Genomic DNA, 15,499 nt, shown 5'->3' on the forward strand with positions numbered 1-15,499 from the left:
AAAGCCGGGCATTTGGGTTGAACGCGAGATCGTTTCAGTCGGTGTAGCCGAGTGCTGACGCCCGGATCTCCTGCTTCTGCCCCCGTGTCGCCAGGCAGTAATACAGCGGGCAAGTCACCACCAACCCCACCAGCCAAGACAGGTCCGCGCCTTCCACCAGGTTGGCGTACGGCCCGACGTACAGCGAGGTATTGGCAAACGGCAGCTGCACGATGATGCCGATGAAGTACGCGATGATCGCATGCAGGTTGAAGCGCCCGTAGATCCCGCCATCGGCGCGGAAGATCGAAGGGATGTCATAGCATCCGCGCTTGATCACATAGAAGTCGATCAGGTTGATCGAGGCCCACGGCACCAGCACCAGCAACAGCGCCAGGATCAGCCCGATGAACTGCGAGATGAAGTCCGCCGAGGCCCCCAGCGCCACCACGCAGCAGCCGGCCAGCACCACGCTCGACAGCGCTACACGCACCTTGATGCTCGGCGTCCACTGGCTGGCGAAGGTCTGGATCGACGTGATGATCGACAGCACCGCGCCGTACAGATTCAAGGCGTTGTGGCTGATGATGTTGAGCAGGAACAGCACCATCAGGATCGGCCCCAGCCAACCGGTGGATTGCTTGACCGCCGCCATCGCCTCGGTGCCATCGGGGGTCGCCAGCACCGCGACCGCGCCAAAGGTGAACGACAGGATCGTGCCCAGGGTTGCGCCCAGGTAAGTGGCGAAGAACGGACGGCTGATGCCGATGTTCGCCGGCAGATAACGCGAATAGTCCGACACATAAGGCGAGAAGCTGATCTGCCAGATGATCCCCAGCGACACCGTGGCCAGCCAGCCGGACAGGTTGAACCCGCCGCGGGTGAAGAAATCCGCCGGCAGGTCATGGGCGAAGATGTAGAGGAAACCGGCGAGCAGCGCGCTGCCCATGACCCAGGTGCCGATACGGTTGAGGGTATGGATGAAGCGATAGCCGATCACCCCGATAGCCGTGGCGCTGAGCGCTCCCATCAGGATGCTGGCCGGTACGGGCACCGAAGGCACGATGCCGACAATCGATTTGCCCGCGAGCACGATGTTGGAAATGAAGAACCCGATGTAGATCAGTGCGGCAAAGAACACGATCAGCAGCGCGCCATAACGCCCGAACTGGCCACGGCTCTGGACCATTTGCGGGATGCCCATGCGTGGCCCCTGGGCCGACGCGAGGGCAATCACCAGGCCTCCGGCCATATGCCCCAGGGCAATCGCCAGCAGCCCCCAGAACAGATTGAGGTGGAACACCTGAACCACCATCGCGCCGGTAACGATCGGCAGCGGCGCAATGTTGGTACTGAACCATAAGGTGAAAAGATCGCGGGCCTTCCCGTGGCGCTCTGCGAGAGGAACGTAGTCGACCGTGTGATTCTCGATCAACGGATCTTGCCGGGACATCTGGGACATAGGTGTGAACTCGAGTTTGTCTGTTCTTATCTTTGTAAAAGCCAAACCGGGGGTGCTCTCTGCCACCCCTCAGATGCGAACCATATTATGGTATTCCAACATTTTCACAAGACTGATCCGGCCTTTGAAAGGGCATCTGATCCGCAATCCTGCTGCGTTTCGATGCATGCTGCCCGGCGAAAAGCCCCGTAATCATTGGCTCAAAGCGCAAGCCTGCGCGTTTGTCGGCACGCCGTGAAAGTTCTTGCAAACTTGGTATTACGGTATACCATCAGACCTACAAACACATAAAAACCGCGTCACACCACCCGAGGACCGTCCAATGATCGATGCCGCCATCTACAAACAAGTCATGGGTTCGTTCCCGTCTGGCGTGACGGTGATCACCACGCTGGATGACGACGGGCAAATCGTCGGCCTGACCGCCAGCGCCTTCAGCTCGCTGTCCATGGACCCTGCCCTGGTGCTGTTCTGCCCCAACTACAGCTCCGACTCCTACCCGGTGTTGATCAAGAACAAACGCTTCGCCATCCACGTATTGTCCGGCGGCCAGCAGAGCGAAGCCTATGCTTTCGCCCGCAAAGGCAAGGACAAGGCGCAAGGCATCGAATGGACCCTGAGCGAACTGGGCAACCCGATCCTGGCCAATGCCACGGCGGTCATCGAATGCGAACTGTGGCGCGAATATGAAGGCGGCGACCACGCGATCATGGTCGGCGCGGTGAAGAACCTGATTGTGCCGACGCACGACGCCGGGCCGCTGGTGTATTGCCACGGGAAGATGGGGGCGTTGCCGGTGCTGGCCTGAGGCGCGAGATCACCTCTATCCCTGTGGGAGCGGGCTTGCCCGCGATAGCGGTGGATCAGACAACATTGATGTCGAATGTGATGCCGTCATCGCGGGCAAGCCCGCTCCCACAGGGTTTGCGTTTGCCCTACAGGCAAGTTATTTGAACTAAAAACGTATTATGGTATACCAATAATCAACGAGCCCGCACACGACAGGCCGATAACAAAAGATCCGAGGTAAGCGTCATGAAATTTTCCCTGTTCGTACACATGGAACGTTGGGACGAAAGCGTCAGCCACCGCCAGTTGTTCGAAGACCTGACCGAACTGACCCTGATGGCCGAGGCCGGTGGTTTCAACACCGTATGGATCGGTGAACACCACGCCATGGAGTACACCATCTCGCCGAGCCCAATGCCGCTGCTGGCCTATCTGGCGGCCAATACCACCACCATTCACCTGGGCGCCGGCACCATCATCGCGCCGTTCTGGCACCCGCTGCGGGTGGCCGGTGAATGCGCCCTGCTGGACGTGATCAGCAACGGTCGCATGGAAGTCGGCCTGGCGCGCGGCGCCTATCAGGTCGAGTTCGACCGCATGGCCGGCGGCATGCCGGCCTCCAGCGGTGGCCAGGCGCTGCGGGAAATGGTTCCGGTGGTGCGTGCCCTGTGGCAAGGCGACTACGCCCATGACGGCGAGATCTGGAAATTCCCCACCTCCACCAGCGTACCCAAGCCGATCCAGCAGCCGAACCCGCCGATGTGGATCGCCGCCCGCGACCCGGACTCGCACAACTTCGCCGTGGCCAACGGCTGCAACGTCATGGTCACGCCGCTGATGAAAGGCGACGAAGAAGTACTGGACCTGAAAAACAAATTCCAGGCCGCACTGGACAACAACCCGGACGTGCCGCGCCCGCAATTGATGGTGCTGCGTCACACCCACGTCCACACCGCTGACGACCCGGATGGCTGGCAAGTCGGGGCCAAGGCCATCTCGAAGTTCTACCGTACCTTCGACGCCTGGTTCGGCAACAAGCAGACCCCGGTCAACGGCTTCCTGGCGCCAAGCCCGGAAGAGAAATTCGCCGGCCGTCCCGAGTTCGAACTGGAAAGCCTGCACAGGACCGCCATGATCGGCACCCCGGAAGAAATCATTCCGCGCATCAAGTACTACCAGGAACTGGGCGTCGACGAATTCAGCTTCTGGTGCGACAACAGCCTGCCCCACGCGGAAAAGAAAAAATCCCTGGAGCTGTTCATCAAGCATGTGGTGCCAGCGTTCCGCTGATACGCCACTGCTACCCTGCCTCCCCCCCTGCTCCCCTGTGGGAGCGAGCCTGCTCGCGAAAGGGCCGTATCAGCCAGCATTTATGCTGAATGACACACCGCTTTCGCGAGCAGGCTCGCTCCCACAAATTGATCTGCGCGAACAACACCCTCCCCCCGCCTTGTATCGAAATGTATCTACACTCCCCCGCGATACAAAACGCTTCACCCGCCCGCTTTTCTGAAATAGCCCGGATACCTCCCTGCACTTAAATGTGAACCACGGCCTCCCCCGCCTGGCCTTCACTTAAAAAGGAGCTCCACCATGAAAGTGCATTTGTTGAACAAACACGCCGACAAAAATCGCCGCCATCTGGTGGGCTCCACCGTTCTTGCCCTGACCCTGGGTGTACTGGGCGCCGTCAACGCCCAGGCGAGCACCACCGCCAACGCAGCCCCTGCACCGGCCAGTGCGTCAACCGCCGCCGACACCCCGTTCGGCCCGCTCAAGCACGTCAATGCCGGCCTGCTGGACGTGGCCTATGCCGAAACCGGCCCGGCCGATGGCCCGGTGGTGATCCTGCTGCACGGCTGGCCCTACGACATTCACAGTTACGACGAAGTCGCGCCCCTGCTCGCCGCCAAGGGCTACCGGGTGCTGATGCCCTACGCACGGGGCTATGGCGATACGCACTTCCTGTCCGATAAGACCCTGCGCAATGGCCAACCTGCTGCACTGGCCAGTGACGTCATCGACTTCATGGACGCCCTGAAAATCAAACAGGCCGTGCTCGGTGGCTACGACTGGGGCGCGCGTTCGGCGGATATCGTCTCGGCGCTGTGGCCTGAGCGGGTCAAGGCGCTGGTGTCGGTCAGCGGTTACCTGATCGGCAACCAGGCCGCCGGCAAGAACCCGCTGCCGCCCAAGGCTGAATTGCAGTGGTGGTACCAGTTCTACTTCGCCACCGATCGCGGTAAAGAGGGTTACCAGAAAAACACCCACGACTTTGCCAAGTTGATCTGGCAGCTGGCGTCCCCGCAATGGGCGTTCGATGACGCCACCTACGACCGCAGCGCCGCGGCCCTGAACAACAAGGATCACGTCGACATCACCGTCTTCAACTACCGCTGGCGCCTGGGCCTGGTGCAAGGCGAAAGCAAATATGACGCCCTGGAGCAGAAACTGGCCAAGGCCCCGTCCATCAGCGTGCCGACCATCACCATGGAAGGCGACGCCAACGGCGCCCCGCACCCGAAAGCCGAGGACTATCGCCAACGCTTCACCGGCAAATACGAGTATCGGCTGATCACCGGCGGTATCGGTCACAACCTACCCCAGGAAGCTCCGCAAGAGTTTGCCAAGGCGATCATCGACGCCGATCACCTGTGAGGTCGTGAGACCAAGAGTTCTTCTGGAAAAATGAACGGGTGTTTCTGAATTATTCAGTTTTCGAAACACCCGCTCATGGCTAACTTTGTCGCAAGTCTGGCAAGCGCCATTGGCCGGTTAAACGATCGCGGCCTGCGGCAACTCCTACACTCTACCGATGCACATGTAGGAGCTGTCGCAGGCTGCGCTCTTTTGCGCCAGCCCGCACATTGTTTTCTTGCGATCCGAGGAAAGTCCCATGTCTGAACAAACCCTGGCTGTGCACGCGCCCTACAACGGCAAACTTCTCGGTCATGTCGCCGCTGCCACCGCGGCTGACGTCGAGCAGGCGCTGAGCGTCGCCCACGGCCTTTTCCGCGACCGTAGCCAATGGCTGAGCAAGCCGCGGCGCATTGAGATCCTGCACCGCGCCGCCGGGCTGGTCGCCGAGCGCAAGCTGGAAATCGCCACCCAGGCAGCGGCCGAAGGCGGCAAGCCACTGAAGGATTCCCTCGCCGAAGTCGAACGCGGCATCGACGGCATCCTCAACAGCATCGAAGTGCTACGCACCGAAGGCGGCCACGTGATCCCCATGGGGCTGAACGCTGCGTCGGCCAACCGCGTGGCGTTCACCCAGTTCGAACCGATTGGCGTGGTGGCGGCCGTCTCGGCCTTCAACCACCCGTTCAACCTGATCGTGCACCAGGTGGTTCCGGCCATCGCCGTTGGCGCGCCGGTAATCGTCAAGCCGGCGGGCAACACCCCGCTCAGCTGCCGCACGCTGGTCGATATCCTCACTGAAGCCGGCCTGCCCGAAGGCTGGGCGCAGATGCTGCTGCCGGCAGACAACAGCATCACCGGCAAGCTGGTATCCGACCCACGGGTAGGTTTCTTCAGTTTCATCGGTTCGGCGAAAGTGGGCTGGATGCTGCGTTCCACCCTGGCCCCCGGCGCCCGCTGCGCACTGGAGCATGGTGGCGTGGCACCGGTCATGCTGGCGGCGGATGCCGATCTTGATGACTCGTTGCCGCGGATCGCCCGTGGCGCCTTCTTCCACGCCGGCCAGGTTTGCGTCAGCGTGCAGCGGGTGTTCTGCCACCGCAGCATCGCCGAGCAGGTGGCCGAGCGCCTGGGCCAGTTGGGCGATGCCATGGTGGTGGGCGATCCGACCGATGCGCGCACCGATGTCGGTCCGTTGATCACCGAGCGTGAAGTCAATCGCGTCAGCCAATGGGTGGACGAGGCCGTCGCCGGTGGCGCGCGCCTGATCTCCGGTGGCCGTGCACTGGGCAACAACTGCTACGCGCCGACCGTGCTGCTCAACCCGTCCATCGACTCCAGCGTGATGCAAAAGGAAGTGTTCGGTCCGGTGGTGGCTGTGTATGCCTACGACGACCTGACGCAAGCCATCGAGCTGGCCAACGCCCTGCCCGACGCCTTCCAGGCTGCGGTCTTCACCCAGGACCTGGACACCGCCATGCAGTGCTACCAGGACCTGGACGCCACGGCGGTGATGATCAACGAAAGCACCACCTTCCGCGTCGACTGGATGCCCTTCGCCGGCGCCCGCCAGTCCGGCCACGGCGTGGGCGGGATCCCCCACACCATGAAGGAAATGCAGGTCGAGAAGATGATGGTCTGGCGCTCCCGGGCAGTGCGCGGCTAAACAGCGACACCGCTCCCACAGGTCCATGAGTCGACCACTAAATTTGTGAACAACCCAAAACCCTGTGGGAGCATGGCTTGCCCGCGATGGCGTCAGGCCAGCCAGCACCGATGCCGGATGTGCCGGCCCCTTCGCGAGCAGGCTCGCTCCCACAGGTTCACCGGTCGACCGCTAAATTTGTGAACAACCCAAAACCCTGTGGGAGCATGGCTTGCCCGCGATGGCGTCAGGCCAGCCAGCACCGATGCCGGATGTGCCGGCCCCTTCGCGGGCAAGCCCGCTCCCACAGGTTCACCGGTCGACCGCTAAATTTGTGAACAACCCAAAACCCTGTGGGAGCGAGCCTGCTCGCGATGGACGTCAACGATAACGCGCGCTGTCAGGATGAACGTGTTGTCTGATCGTTTTTCGCGAGCAGGCTCGCTCCCACACCCACACCCACAGAATTACGCGCTCCTGCAAAGGTTTCCGGGAACATGGCGCCAGGAAAGAGACCCGCTACACTTTTCTGGCTCCGCCGCCACCGCACACGGGCGGCCAAACCCTCGTCTCCTGATCTGGAGTGCCCCCCATGAGCGACAGCAGCGAACTCACCACTTTCACCGGTTGGGCCGCCACCGCGGCCCGCGCCCCGCTGGAGCGCTTCAGCTACGACCCCGGCCCCTTGGGTGAAGAGCAGGTAGAGGTCGCCGTGGAATATTGCGGCGTCTGCCACTCCGACCAATCCCTGATCGATAACGATTGGGGCATCAGCCAATACCCTTTTATTCCCGGGCATGAGGTCGTCGGCCGAATCGTCCGGATGGGCGCGCAGGTACGCGGCCTGCAATTGGGCCAGCGGGTGGGCATCGGCTGGTACAAGGGCAGCTGCATGCATTGCTCGTCCTGCATCGAAGGCTCCCACAACCTGTGCCGCACCGCCCAGCCGACCATCATCGGAAGCCACGGCGGCTTCGCCGATCGCCTGCGTTCGCACTGGGCCTGGGCCCTGCCGATTCCCGAAGCGCTCGACCCGGCACTGGCAGGTCCCCTGTTCTGCGCAGGTTCCACGGTGTTCAACCCGCTGGTGGAATTCGGCATCAAACCCACAGACCGGGTCGGTGTGGTGGGCATCGGTGGCCTCGGTCACCTGGCCCTGCGCTTTCTCAACGCCTGGGGTTGCGAAGTCACCGCCTTCACCTCATCCCTGAGCAAACAGGACGAGGCCAAGCGCCTGGGCGCCCACAAGGTCGTCGCCTCTACCGACAGCGACGCACTCAAAGCCATTGCCGGCTCACTGGATTTTCTGCTGGTCACCGCCAGCGCCAATCTGGACTGGACCGCCATGCTCGCCACCCTGCGCGGCAAGGGTCGCCTGCACTTCGTCGGCATCGTCCCCAGTGCGATTCCGGTGCATGTGTTCGACCTGATCCCGCAACAAAAGACCCTGTCCGCCTCACCGGTCGGTTCACCGAGCAACACCGCGAGCATGCTGGAATTCTGCGCGCGACATCAGATCCTGCCGCAGGTCGAGATGTTTCCCATGAGCCGGATCAACGAGGCCATCGATCATCTGCGCAGTGGCAAGGCGCGGTATCGCGTGGTGCTGGATGCCAGCAAGTGATGCATTTCTGTAGGAGCTGCATGGGAGCCATGTAGAAGCTGTGTAGGAGCTGTGTAGGAGCTGTCGAGTGAAACGAGGCTGCGATCTTTTGATCTTTAAAAGCACAATTAAAAGATCAAAAGATCGCAGCCTGCGGCAGCTCCTACAGGAGGCCTGCGTTTACCGAGTGGTTTGAACCGCAGCCTGCAGCTGGTTCAGCAACTCAGCCGATTTGTCCTGGTCCGACTCTTTCCTGCCGAACCAACTGGTGCCGTTCTGCAGGATTTCCGCGAGGATCGGGAAATACAGCTGTTTCTTCTTCGCCAGCTCCACCGGGTCGGCGGCGGTGGCCTGGTCCAATGCGGTCTGGATCGTCGCGCGCTGGGTCAGCCATTGCGGCGTGGATTTCTCTTCCGGGCTCATGTTGTCCAGGAAATTCAGCGCAGCCTTGGCCCGACCCACCGGGTCATTGGCGAACGGGTCGCGCCAGTTCTTCTTCTGATCTTCCGGGCCGACGTAATAGCCCGTGGCGAGTTGTGCCTGCTGGCGCATCAGCTCCTGTGCCGAGGCTTGTTCTTCCTTGCTGAACTGGCCGCCCTCGTTGGTGGCCACGGCGTACAGCGAACGTCGATCCAGATCGCCCATCAATGAATTGCGATCCTGCATGCTGTTGTCGTACGGCTTGCCGCTGTCTTTCATCAGCGCGTACTTCTCATCCATGCGCTTGCGGGCATCGAGGGCGACGTCGGCGAAGGTCTTGTCCTTGGAGCTGGAAATCGCCCCCGGCTTGGCGGCCCCCAGGATCAGCGCGTCGGCATTCATCCCCGGCCGCACCGGAAAGTACGGCGCGTTGCTGGCGATGGCAGCGCTGTAATCGGTGGCGGTGCCGGAAAAACTCACCGAATCATCATTTTGCGTCGGGTCTGCCGACTGACTGGCGCCGTTGCCCTGGGCATTGCCGGCCTTGCTGCTGGCGGCGGAGGAATAGGCGGCGATCAATGCGCTGGATGAAGACGAGGATGAGTTGACGTACATGAATCTTCCTTGTTGTGTCTGGGGTGCTCGGCAAACCGGCGCCTAATCTACTGGCGTTGGATCCGTAAATAAACCATCGACATGACGGCATCGTGTCGCTTCTGCTTTTCTGTAGGAGCGAGCCTGCTCGCGATGGTCGTCAACGATAACGCGGGAAGCCTGATACCCCGCGGCGCTCTTTCGTGCATCGCGAGCAGGCTCGCTCCTACAGAGGCAAGGGCAACGCTCAACCTGTGGGAGCGTGGCTTGCCCGCGATGGTCATCAACGATAACGCGGGTAACCAGACACTTCGCGGCCGCCATCATCGCGCAAAACCGGCGCCATGGCGTCTATACCAAAGCGTTAGCCGCAGACACCCATGTCTGATTTTCCGCAAGGCACTTTGCCCATAAATTTTCCTCAGCTGCCAAACGCACGGCCACGGGCCTTGCAAGCGCTCCCTCCAGAACCTAATGGGTATTGAAAAATGACTGATGAGACCAGCGGAACCTCCCGTCGCGGCCTGATAACGACTGGCGCCATGGCCGCCGCCCTCGTAGTGGCGGTACCGGCGCTTGCAGCGCAGCAGGCACCGTCCGCCACCAACACCAACGGCAATGCCGGCGGCAAAGGCAACGTCAAAGGCTCGGGAACCATCACGGTCAAGGACGGCACGCAGATTTTCTACAAGGACTGGGGCAGCGGACAGCCGATCGTGTTTCACCATGGCTGGCCGCTTTCCGGCGACGACTGGGATGCCCAGATGCTGTTTTTCCTCAGCAAGGGCTTCCGCGTCATCGCCCACGATCGCCGGGGTCATGGCCGCTCGACCCAGACCGATACCGGCAACGAAATGGATACCTACGCCGCCGACGTGGCCGAGCTGATGGCGCACCTGAACATCACCAATGCCATCCACATCGGTCACTCCACCGGTGGCGGTGAAGTGGCACGCTATGTGGCGCGTCATGGCCGTGGTCGCGTGGCCAAGGCGGTACTGATCGGCGCCGTGCCGCCGATCATGCTGCGCACCGCGAAAAACCCGGGTGGCCTGCCGATGGATGTGTTCGACGGCTTGCGCAAGGCCCTGGCCGACAACCGCGCCCAGTTCTATCGCGACTTTCCCTCCGGCCCGTTCTACGGTTTCAACCGTCCGGGCGCGAAAGTCTCCCAGCCCGTCATCGACAACTGGTGGCGCCAGGGCATGAACGGCGGGATCAAGGCACAGTACGACTGCATCAAGGCCTTCTCGGAAACCGACTTCACCGACGACCTGAAAAGCATCGAAGTGCCGACCCTGGTCATGCACGGTGAAGACGACCAGATCGTACCGATCGCCGATTCTGCGCAGCTGAGCATCAAATTGCTTAAGAAAGGCACCCTGAAAACCTATCCCGGCCTGCCCCACGGCATGTGCACCACCCATACCGAGGTGATCAACCAGGACCTGCTGGCCTTCATCAAGGGCTGATGCCAGCCATAAAACCGTGGGCGCCGGACCATGACGCAGGTCATGTTCGGCGCCTTGTGCCGCAGGCCAGAGCCCCTGCGGCCCTACTTAAATAAAAGCGATTCGCATGAAGAGAATCTGGATCTAGAATCGATACAGGCAAATCAGCGATAGAGCTGCCAGTGCGACCTCAGCGTGTCTTGCGTAAAGCAGGTGCGCGAAGCCAAAGGAGTGATCGAAAACACTTCGCGCGACTGTTCGACATGACGTTCAAGAATTAAAAAGCGACTGGATCTACCGCGGATCCTTGCCAGCCACCAACGGACATTCGCCATGGACATAGCGCCACGCTTCATCATCCATGAAACCGATCACTGGATACTCAACCATCACATGTCCTCGAAGCTGCCTGGCTATCTGGTATTCGGGACCAAGTACCCTGTGCGCTCATTGTCCGACCTGCCTGAAGAGGCGCTGATCGAAATGGGTCCGCTGCTCGCCCGCGTGCAAAAAACCCTGCAAGCGGAGCTGCAACCCAAGTGGCTCTACATCAGCCGCTTTGGCCACGACCCGCGCTTCCCCATCCACTTTCACTACATTCCTGTCTACCACTGGGTCGAAGAGCTGTTCTGCAAGGATGAGCGCTATCGCGTGCTGAAAAACTTCGGCGCAGGTATCGATGCCCACTCACTGACCGATGGCGCGGAACTGACCCTGTTCGTCTGGCGCGAATTCGGCGAGAGCCTCGAGCCCCCGAGCATTCAGGGGCCTTCCATCGAGCAGACGATCGAGCGGCTACGATTGGCGTTCGGTGGCCCGCTGCCGTTTCACGCGGCGGACAGGCCGGGGGTCATCACGCCGCTGCACCGAGGAACTCACTGACCGCCGAGAGCACCCGTTGCGGTGCTTCGCGATGCGGTACGTGATGACAATCCTCCACGATCAGATAATCGCCCGGGCCTGTCGACAGCCGGGCGATACGCTTGGGATGCAGGTCTGAGCCGTATTCATCGTACTGGCCATGAATCGCCAGCAATGGGCACTGGATGGCGCCCACCGTGCTTTCAATCGTCCAGTCGCTGAAGTCCGGGGAAAGCCACGTATCCGTCCAGGCGGATAACACCCAAGGCGCCTTGGCGCCGTGATATTTCTCCAGTCGCCCCATCTGTCCCGGCTGCGCGAACTGCGCCTGGGCCACTCGAATGCCTTCGAGCGTCCGATCCTCGACAAACGCCTGCGCCGACACCGTGATCAAGGCCGTGCAACTTTCCCCATACAGAGAGGCGCAAGCCGCCGCCATGGCCCCGCCGACGCTGTGACCGAACGCAATGAACCGCTCGATCCCGAGCGCAGCCTTCAGATGCGCAAAAAACTGTACGGCTTCATCGCCGATAAAGTGCAGCGGCAAGGGGCCGGGATACACGTCGGACTGGCCGAAACCGAGGCGGTCATAGGCAATCACTTCACGCCCGGTGGCACGACACAACTGCTCGGGAAAATCGCGCCACAGGGCAACGCAACCCAGCGAGTCATGGAAAAGGATGATGGGTGGTGTTTGCGCACTACCCTCGCCGCCTTCCGGGAACCAGCGGCATCCGAACAGGCGACCGAGGGGCGTATCGATCCAGAGTGTTTCAGTACTGACAGACAAATGCATGCGGGGCCTCATGGAGCAGTCATCCACGGACTGTAACAGCTTGCTGCACAGCAAGCATTGCCCCGCTACGCCCCGGTTGATGGCCCGGCTCTCAGTCCGTCATCACATCCTCTGCCCAACTGATCGCCGCGACCACCGTGGGGAAACCGATGGTGCTGGTCAGCGAGATCAACGCATGCCGAATCTCTTGCGACGTAGCCCCCGCCTCCCGCGCTCGCCGGACATGACTATGCACCGCCCCCTCGGAGCGACTCGCCGCAGCGGCGCCAAGCTGGACCAGTTGAACCGTCTTCTCATCCAGCGGCCCTGCCTGCCGAACAGCAGTCCCGAGGGACTCGACGGCATCCATATAAGCCGGGTACTGACTTTTGAGATTGTCGTAGGTGGTGTGTTCTCTCTTCTTCGCCATTTTCAAAACTCCGCCAGCGTGTGAACGCATTTCAGTGTAGGAGCTGCCGCAGGCGGCAATCTTTTGATCTTGATCTTCACAGGCAAAAGCAAAAGATCGCAGCCTCGTTTCACTCGACAGCTCCTACACAGCTCCTGCCGGTCCACCCTTCACCCTGTGGGAGCGAGCCTGCTCGCGATGGCGGTCTGTCAGCTGGCCATGTTCTTTCAGGCGTACATATCCATTGCTGCGGTAACGGCCGCTTAGGGTTCCGCCCTTACGGCGGGTTACTTGGAAAAGCGCCAAGTAACCAAACGCTTGATCCCCTGACGTACGGTGCCTCGCCTAGGCTCGGCATACCCTCGCTCCGGTATTCATCCGGGGGCATCGCCTCCGGTTTGCTTCGCTGCACCTCCTCTCGATGTGTGCGGCTGCGCCGCACGGCGCTACGCGCCTAACCCCCGGATGAACACCTCCACTCGGCCTTCCGACGGGGCAGATCAAAATCAAGATCAAAAGCCAAAGCGAGGCGGCCGACCGGCCGGCCTGATTGCACTGGCCCCCTGTAGGAGCGAGCCTGCTCGCGATGGACAACAGAACACCGCGGGGTGTCAGGCTGCCAGCGTTATCGTTGGCGACCATCGCGAGCAGGCTCGCTCCTACAGGGGATTGGGGACATCCGTGAAATCAAGTCGGCTGTCAGGCCGCCTTCGCGAGCAAGCTCGCTCCCACAGGGGATTGGGGACATCCGTGAAATCGGGTCGGCTGTCAGGCCGCCTTCGCTGGCAAGCCAGCTCCCACAGGTAGGTGCCCACTTGCGGACCTGTAGGAGCTGTCGAGTGCAACGAGGCTGCGATCTTTTGATTTTCAAAAGCAAGATCAAAAGATCGCAGCCTTCGGCAGCTCCTACAGGGAACCGCGCCAACCATCAGGCCGAGCGTTAGCTCGCCTGCAAGCTTTTGATCTTGATCCACCCGCCCCTTCGGCAGGCTGAGTGGAGGCGTTCATCCGGGGCAGGCGCGTAGCGCCGTGCGGCGCAGCCGCACACATCGAGAGGAGGTGCAGCGAAGCAAACCGGAGGCGATGCCCCCGGATGAATGCTGGAGCGAAGGAACGCCGAGCCTTAGCGAGGGGCCGGACGCCGGGGCGAGCCTTTTTTTGCTTATCTTTTTTTTGGCGTTTGAAAAAAAAGTAAGTCGCCGTAAGGGCGAAACCATAAGTGGCCGTTACCGAAGAAATGGATATGTACTCAGTCAACAAAAGCCAGGTCGGCTGTCAGGCCGCCATCGCGAGCAGGCTCGCTCCTACAGGAGATATGGGCACATCGAGGAAGATCTCAGCAAAAACTTGCAATAAACGACAGTAGGCTAAGCTATGTTCAGCTAATTGCTCACGATGCTCGCATCTGCAGGTTCAGGGTTGTTCTGGAGAGCGTCCGCAACGGCTATTTCAGACAGGCCCCAACCCTTAGCGCAGGACTTGCCGTGATGACCGAGCCTTCTCTCAGTTTCGACGAACTCAAGCGTGCTGCCGCCTCTGGCGAAATCGACACCGTGCTGGTGTGCATGGTCGACATGCAGGGCCGGCTGGTTGGCAAGCGATTCCAAGTCGAGTTTTTCATCGACAGCGGCTACGAAGAAACCCACTGCTGCAACTACCTGCTGGCCGATGACATCGACATGGAGCCGGTGCCGGGCTACGCCGCCGCGAGCTGGAGCAAAGGCTACGGCGACTTCGTCCTCAAACCCGACATGAGCACCCTGCGCAAAGTGCCCTGGCTCGAATGCACGGCCCTGGTGCTGTGCGACGTACTCGACCATCACCATCGCCAGGACCTGCCCCACAGCCCGCGGGCGATCCTGAAAAAGCAGGTCGAGCGCCTGCGCGAACGCGGCTACAAGGGCATGTTCGCCTCGGAGCTGGAGTTCTACTTGTTCGACGAGACCTACGAGGCCATCCACAAGCGCAACTACTACAAGCCCAAAACCGCCGGCCACTACATCGAGGACTACAACATCCTGCAGACCACCCGCGAGGAACCGGTCTTGCGGGCGATCCGCAAACACCTGCAGGCCTGCGGCATTCCCGTGGAGAATTCCAAGGGCGAATGGGGCCCGGGCCAGGAAGAGATCAACATCCGCTACGCCGACGCCATGACCATGGCCGACCATCACGTCATCATCAAGCACGCCTGCAAGGAGATCGCGCAACTGCAGGGCAAGGCGATCACCTTCATGGCCAAGTGGCGCTACGACGCCGCCGGCTCCAGCAGCCACATCCACAATTCGCTGTGGGACAAGAACGGGAAGAAGCCGCTGTTCTACGACGCCAAGGCCGAGTTCGGAATGTCGAAACTGATGCGCTCCTGGGTGGCCGGACAGCTCAAATACGCCAACGACATCACCTGTTTCCTCGCGCCCTACATCAACTCCTACAAGCGCTTCCAGGCCGGCACCTTCGCCCCGACGCGGGCAATTTGGAGCCGTGATAACCGCACCGCCGGTTTCCGCCTGTGTGCCGAAGAGAGCAAATCCATTCGCATCGAATGCCGCATCGGCGGCGCCGATCTCAACCCCTACCTGGCCTTCGCCGCGCTGATTGCCGCGGGTCTGGCCGGCATCGACGAGAAACTCAGCCTCGACCCGCCCTACGAGGGCGACGCCTATGTCAATGAGTCGCTGCCCGAAGTGTCCAAGACCCTGCGCGACGCCAGTGCTGCGCTGAAGGCCTCGGCCATGTTGCGCGAGGCCCTCGGCGATGAGGTGGTCGACCACTACGTGCACACCGCCGAATGGGAGCAGAAAGAGTACGACCGGCGGGTCACCGACTGGGAACTGCAACGCGGCTTCGAGCGCTATTGATTCAACTCTGATC

The 15,499-nt window shown here is 61.2% G+C and carries 12 protein-coding genes; 8 read left to right on the top strand and 4 right to left on the bottom strand.

Annotated elements, in window-relative coordinates:
* Nucleotides 1-34 precede the first annotated feature (34 nt).
* Nucleotides 35-1,441 (bottom strand): purine-cytosine permease family protein, encoded by a 1,407-nt coding sequence (locus ABTV29_RS18465; protein ID WP_433766100.1) that lies wholly within the window; start codon nucleotides 1,439-1,441, stop codon nucleotides 35-37.
* 322 nt (nucleotides 1,442-1,763) lie between these two features.
* Here ABTV29_RS18465 and ABTV29_RS18470 point away from each other — a divergent pair, with 322 nt between their 5' ends.
* From ABTV29_RS18470 to ahr, 5 genes are all read left to right on the top strand, one after another.
* Nucleotides 1,764-2,249 carry a flavin reductase family protein gene (locus ABTV29_RS18470; protein WP_433766101.1) on the top strand — a complete coding sequence of 162 codons (486 nt, stop codon included), beginning with the start codon at nucleotides 1,764-1,766 and terminating at the stop codon, nucleotides 2,247-2,249.
* A gap of 227 nt (nucleotides 2,250-2,476) precedes the next feature.
* Nucleotides 2,477-3,520, top strand: coding sequence for an LLM class flavin-dependent oxidoreductase (locus tag ABTV29_RS18475; RefSeq protein ID WP_433766102.1), 1,044 nt, complete (start codon nucleotides 2,477-2,479; stop codon nucleotides 3,518-3,520).
* A 303-nt stretch (nucleotides 3,521-3,823) separates the two neighbouring features.
* Nucleotides 3,824-4,888: an alpha/beta fold hydrolase gene (locus ABTV29_RS18480; protein WP_433766103.1), complete on the top strand. Its 1,065-nt coding sequence runs from the start codon at nucleotides 3,824-3,826 to the stop codon at nucleotides 4,886-4,888.
* 238 nt (nucleotides 4,889-5,126) lie between these two features.
* Complete coding sequence (locus ABTV29_RS18485; protein WP_433766104.1) at nucleotides 5,127-6,533, top strand: aldehyde dehydrogenase family protein; 1,407 nt, start codon at nucleotides 5,127-5,129, stop codon at nucleotides 6,531-6,533.
* A gap of 571 nt (nucleotides 6,534-7,104) precedes the next feature.
* Complete coding sequence (gene ahr, locus ABTV29_RS18490) at nucleotides 7,105-8,136, top strand: NADPH-dependent aldehyde reductase Ahr (protein ID WP_433766106.1); 1,032 nt, start codon at nucleotides 7,105-7,107, stop codon at nucleotides 8,134-8,136.
* Nucleotides 8,137-8,295: 159 nt separating this feature from the next.
* Here ahr and ABTV29_RS18495 read toward each other — a convergent pair whose 3' ends face one another.
* Complete coding sequence (locus tag ABTV29_RS18495) at nucleotides 8,296-9,150, bottom strand: hypothetical protein (RefSeq protein ID WP_433766108.1); 855 nt, start codon at nucleotides 9,148-9,150, stop codon at nucleotides 8,296-8,298.
* Nucleotides 9,151-9,671: 521 nt separating this feature from the next.
* Here ABTV29_RS18495 and ABTV29_RS18500 point away from each other — a divergent pair.
* Both ABTV29_RS18500 and ABTV29_RS18505 read left to right on the top strand, forming a co-directional pair.
* Complete coding sequence (locus ABTV29_RS18500) at nucleotides 9,672-10,601, top strand: alpha/beta fold hydrolase (RefSeq protein ID WP_433766109.1); 930 nt, start codon at nucleotides 9,672-9,674, stop codon at nucleotides 10,599-10,601.
* 312 nt (nucleotides 10,602-10,913) lie between these two features.
* Nucleotides 10,914-11,462, top strand: coding sequence for an HIT family protein (locus ABTV29_RS18505; protein WP_433766111.1), 549 nt, complete (start codon nucleotides 10,914-10,916; stop codon nucleotides 11,460-11,462).
* Here ABTV29_RS18505 and ABTV29_RS18510 read toward each other — a convergent pair.
* A complete protein-coding gene (locus ABTV29_RS18510; protein WP_433766113.1) occupies nucleotides 11,434-12,237 on the bottom strand; it encodes an alpha/beta fold hydrolase in 804 nt (267 codons plus the stop codon). The genes ABTV29_RS18505 and ABTV29_RS18510 overlap by 29 nt on opposite strands.
* A 91-nt stretch (nucleotides 12,238-12,328) precedes the next feature.
* The gene (locus ABTV29_RS18515; protein ID WP_433766114.1) at nucleotides 12,329-12,646 is read right to left on the bottom strand and encodes a carboxymuconolactone decarboxylase family protein; all 318 of its coding nucleotides are present in this window, start codon (nucleotides 12,644-12,646) and stop codon (nucleotides 12,329-12,331) included.
* 1,466 nt (nucleotides 12,647-14,112) lie between these two features.
* Between ABTV29_RS18515 and ABTV29_RS18520 the strand changes: the two genes are divergently transcribed.
* Complete coding sequence (locus ABTV29_RS18520; protein WP_433766116.1) at nucleotides 14,113-15,486, top strand: glutamine synthetase family protein; 1,374 nt, start codon at nucleotides 14,113-14,115, stop codon at nucleotides 15,484-15,486.
* The last annotated feature ends 13 nt before the right edge of the window (nucleotides 15,487-15,499 follow it).

The sequence above is a fragment of the Pseudomonas putida genome, assembly GCF_050989985.1.
Taxonomy (GTDB): Bacteria; Pseudomonadota; Gammaproteobacteria; order Pseudomonadales; family Pseudomonadaceae; genus Aquipseudomonas; species Aquipseudomonas putida_AI.

Bases quoted from the DNA above. Each gene is read 5' to 3' on its own strand.
- ABTV29_RS18480 (WP_433766103.1), top strand. From the start codon at position 3,824: ATGAAAGTGCATTTGTTGAACAAACACGCCGACAAAAATCGCCGCCAT.
- ABTV29_RS18465 (WP_433766100.1), bottom strand. From the start codon at position 1,441: ATGTCCCAGATGTCCCGGCAAGATCCGTTGATCGAGAATCACACGGTC.
- ABTV29_RS18495 (WP_433766108.1), bottom strand. From the start codon at position 9,150: ATGTACGTCAACTCATCCTCGTCTTCATCCAGCGCATTGATCGCCGCC.
- ABTV29_RS18515 (WP_433766114.1), bottom strand. From the start codon at position 12,646: ATGGCGAAGAAGAGAGAACACACCACCTACGACAATCTCAAAAGTCAG.
- ABTV29_RS18520 (WP_433766116.1), top strand. From the start codon at position 14,113: ATGACCGAGCCTTCTCTCAGTTTCGACGAACTCAAGCGTGCTGCCGCC.
- ABTV29_RS18510 (WP_433766113.1), bottom strand. From the start codon at position 12,237: ATGCATTTGTCTGTCAGTACTGAAACACTCTGGATCGATACGCCCCTC.
- ABTV29_RS18485 (WP_433766104.1), top strand. From the start codon at position 5,127: ATGTCTGAACAAACCCTGGCTGTGCACGCGCCCTACAACGGCAAACTT.
- ABTV29_RS18475 (WP_433766102.1), top strand. From the start codon at position 2,477: ATGAAATTTTCCCTGTTCGTACACATGGAACGTTGGGACGAAAGCGTC.
- ABTV29_RS18500 (WP_433766109.1), top strand. From the start codon at position 9,672: ATGGCCGCCGCCCTCGTAGTGGCGGTACCGGCGCTTGCAGCGCAGCAG.
- ABTV29_RS18505 (WP_433766111.1), top strand. From the start codon at position 10,914: ATGGACATAGCGCCACGCTTCATCATCCATGAAACCGATCACTGGATA.
- ABTV29_RS18470 (WP_433766101.1), top strand. From the start codon at position 1,764: ATGATCGATGCCGCCATCTACAAACAAGTCATGGGTTCGTTCCCGTCT.
- ahr (WP_433766106.1), top strand. From the start codon at position 7,105: ATGAGCGACAGCAGCGAACTCACCACTTTCACCGGTTGGGCCGCCACC.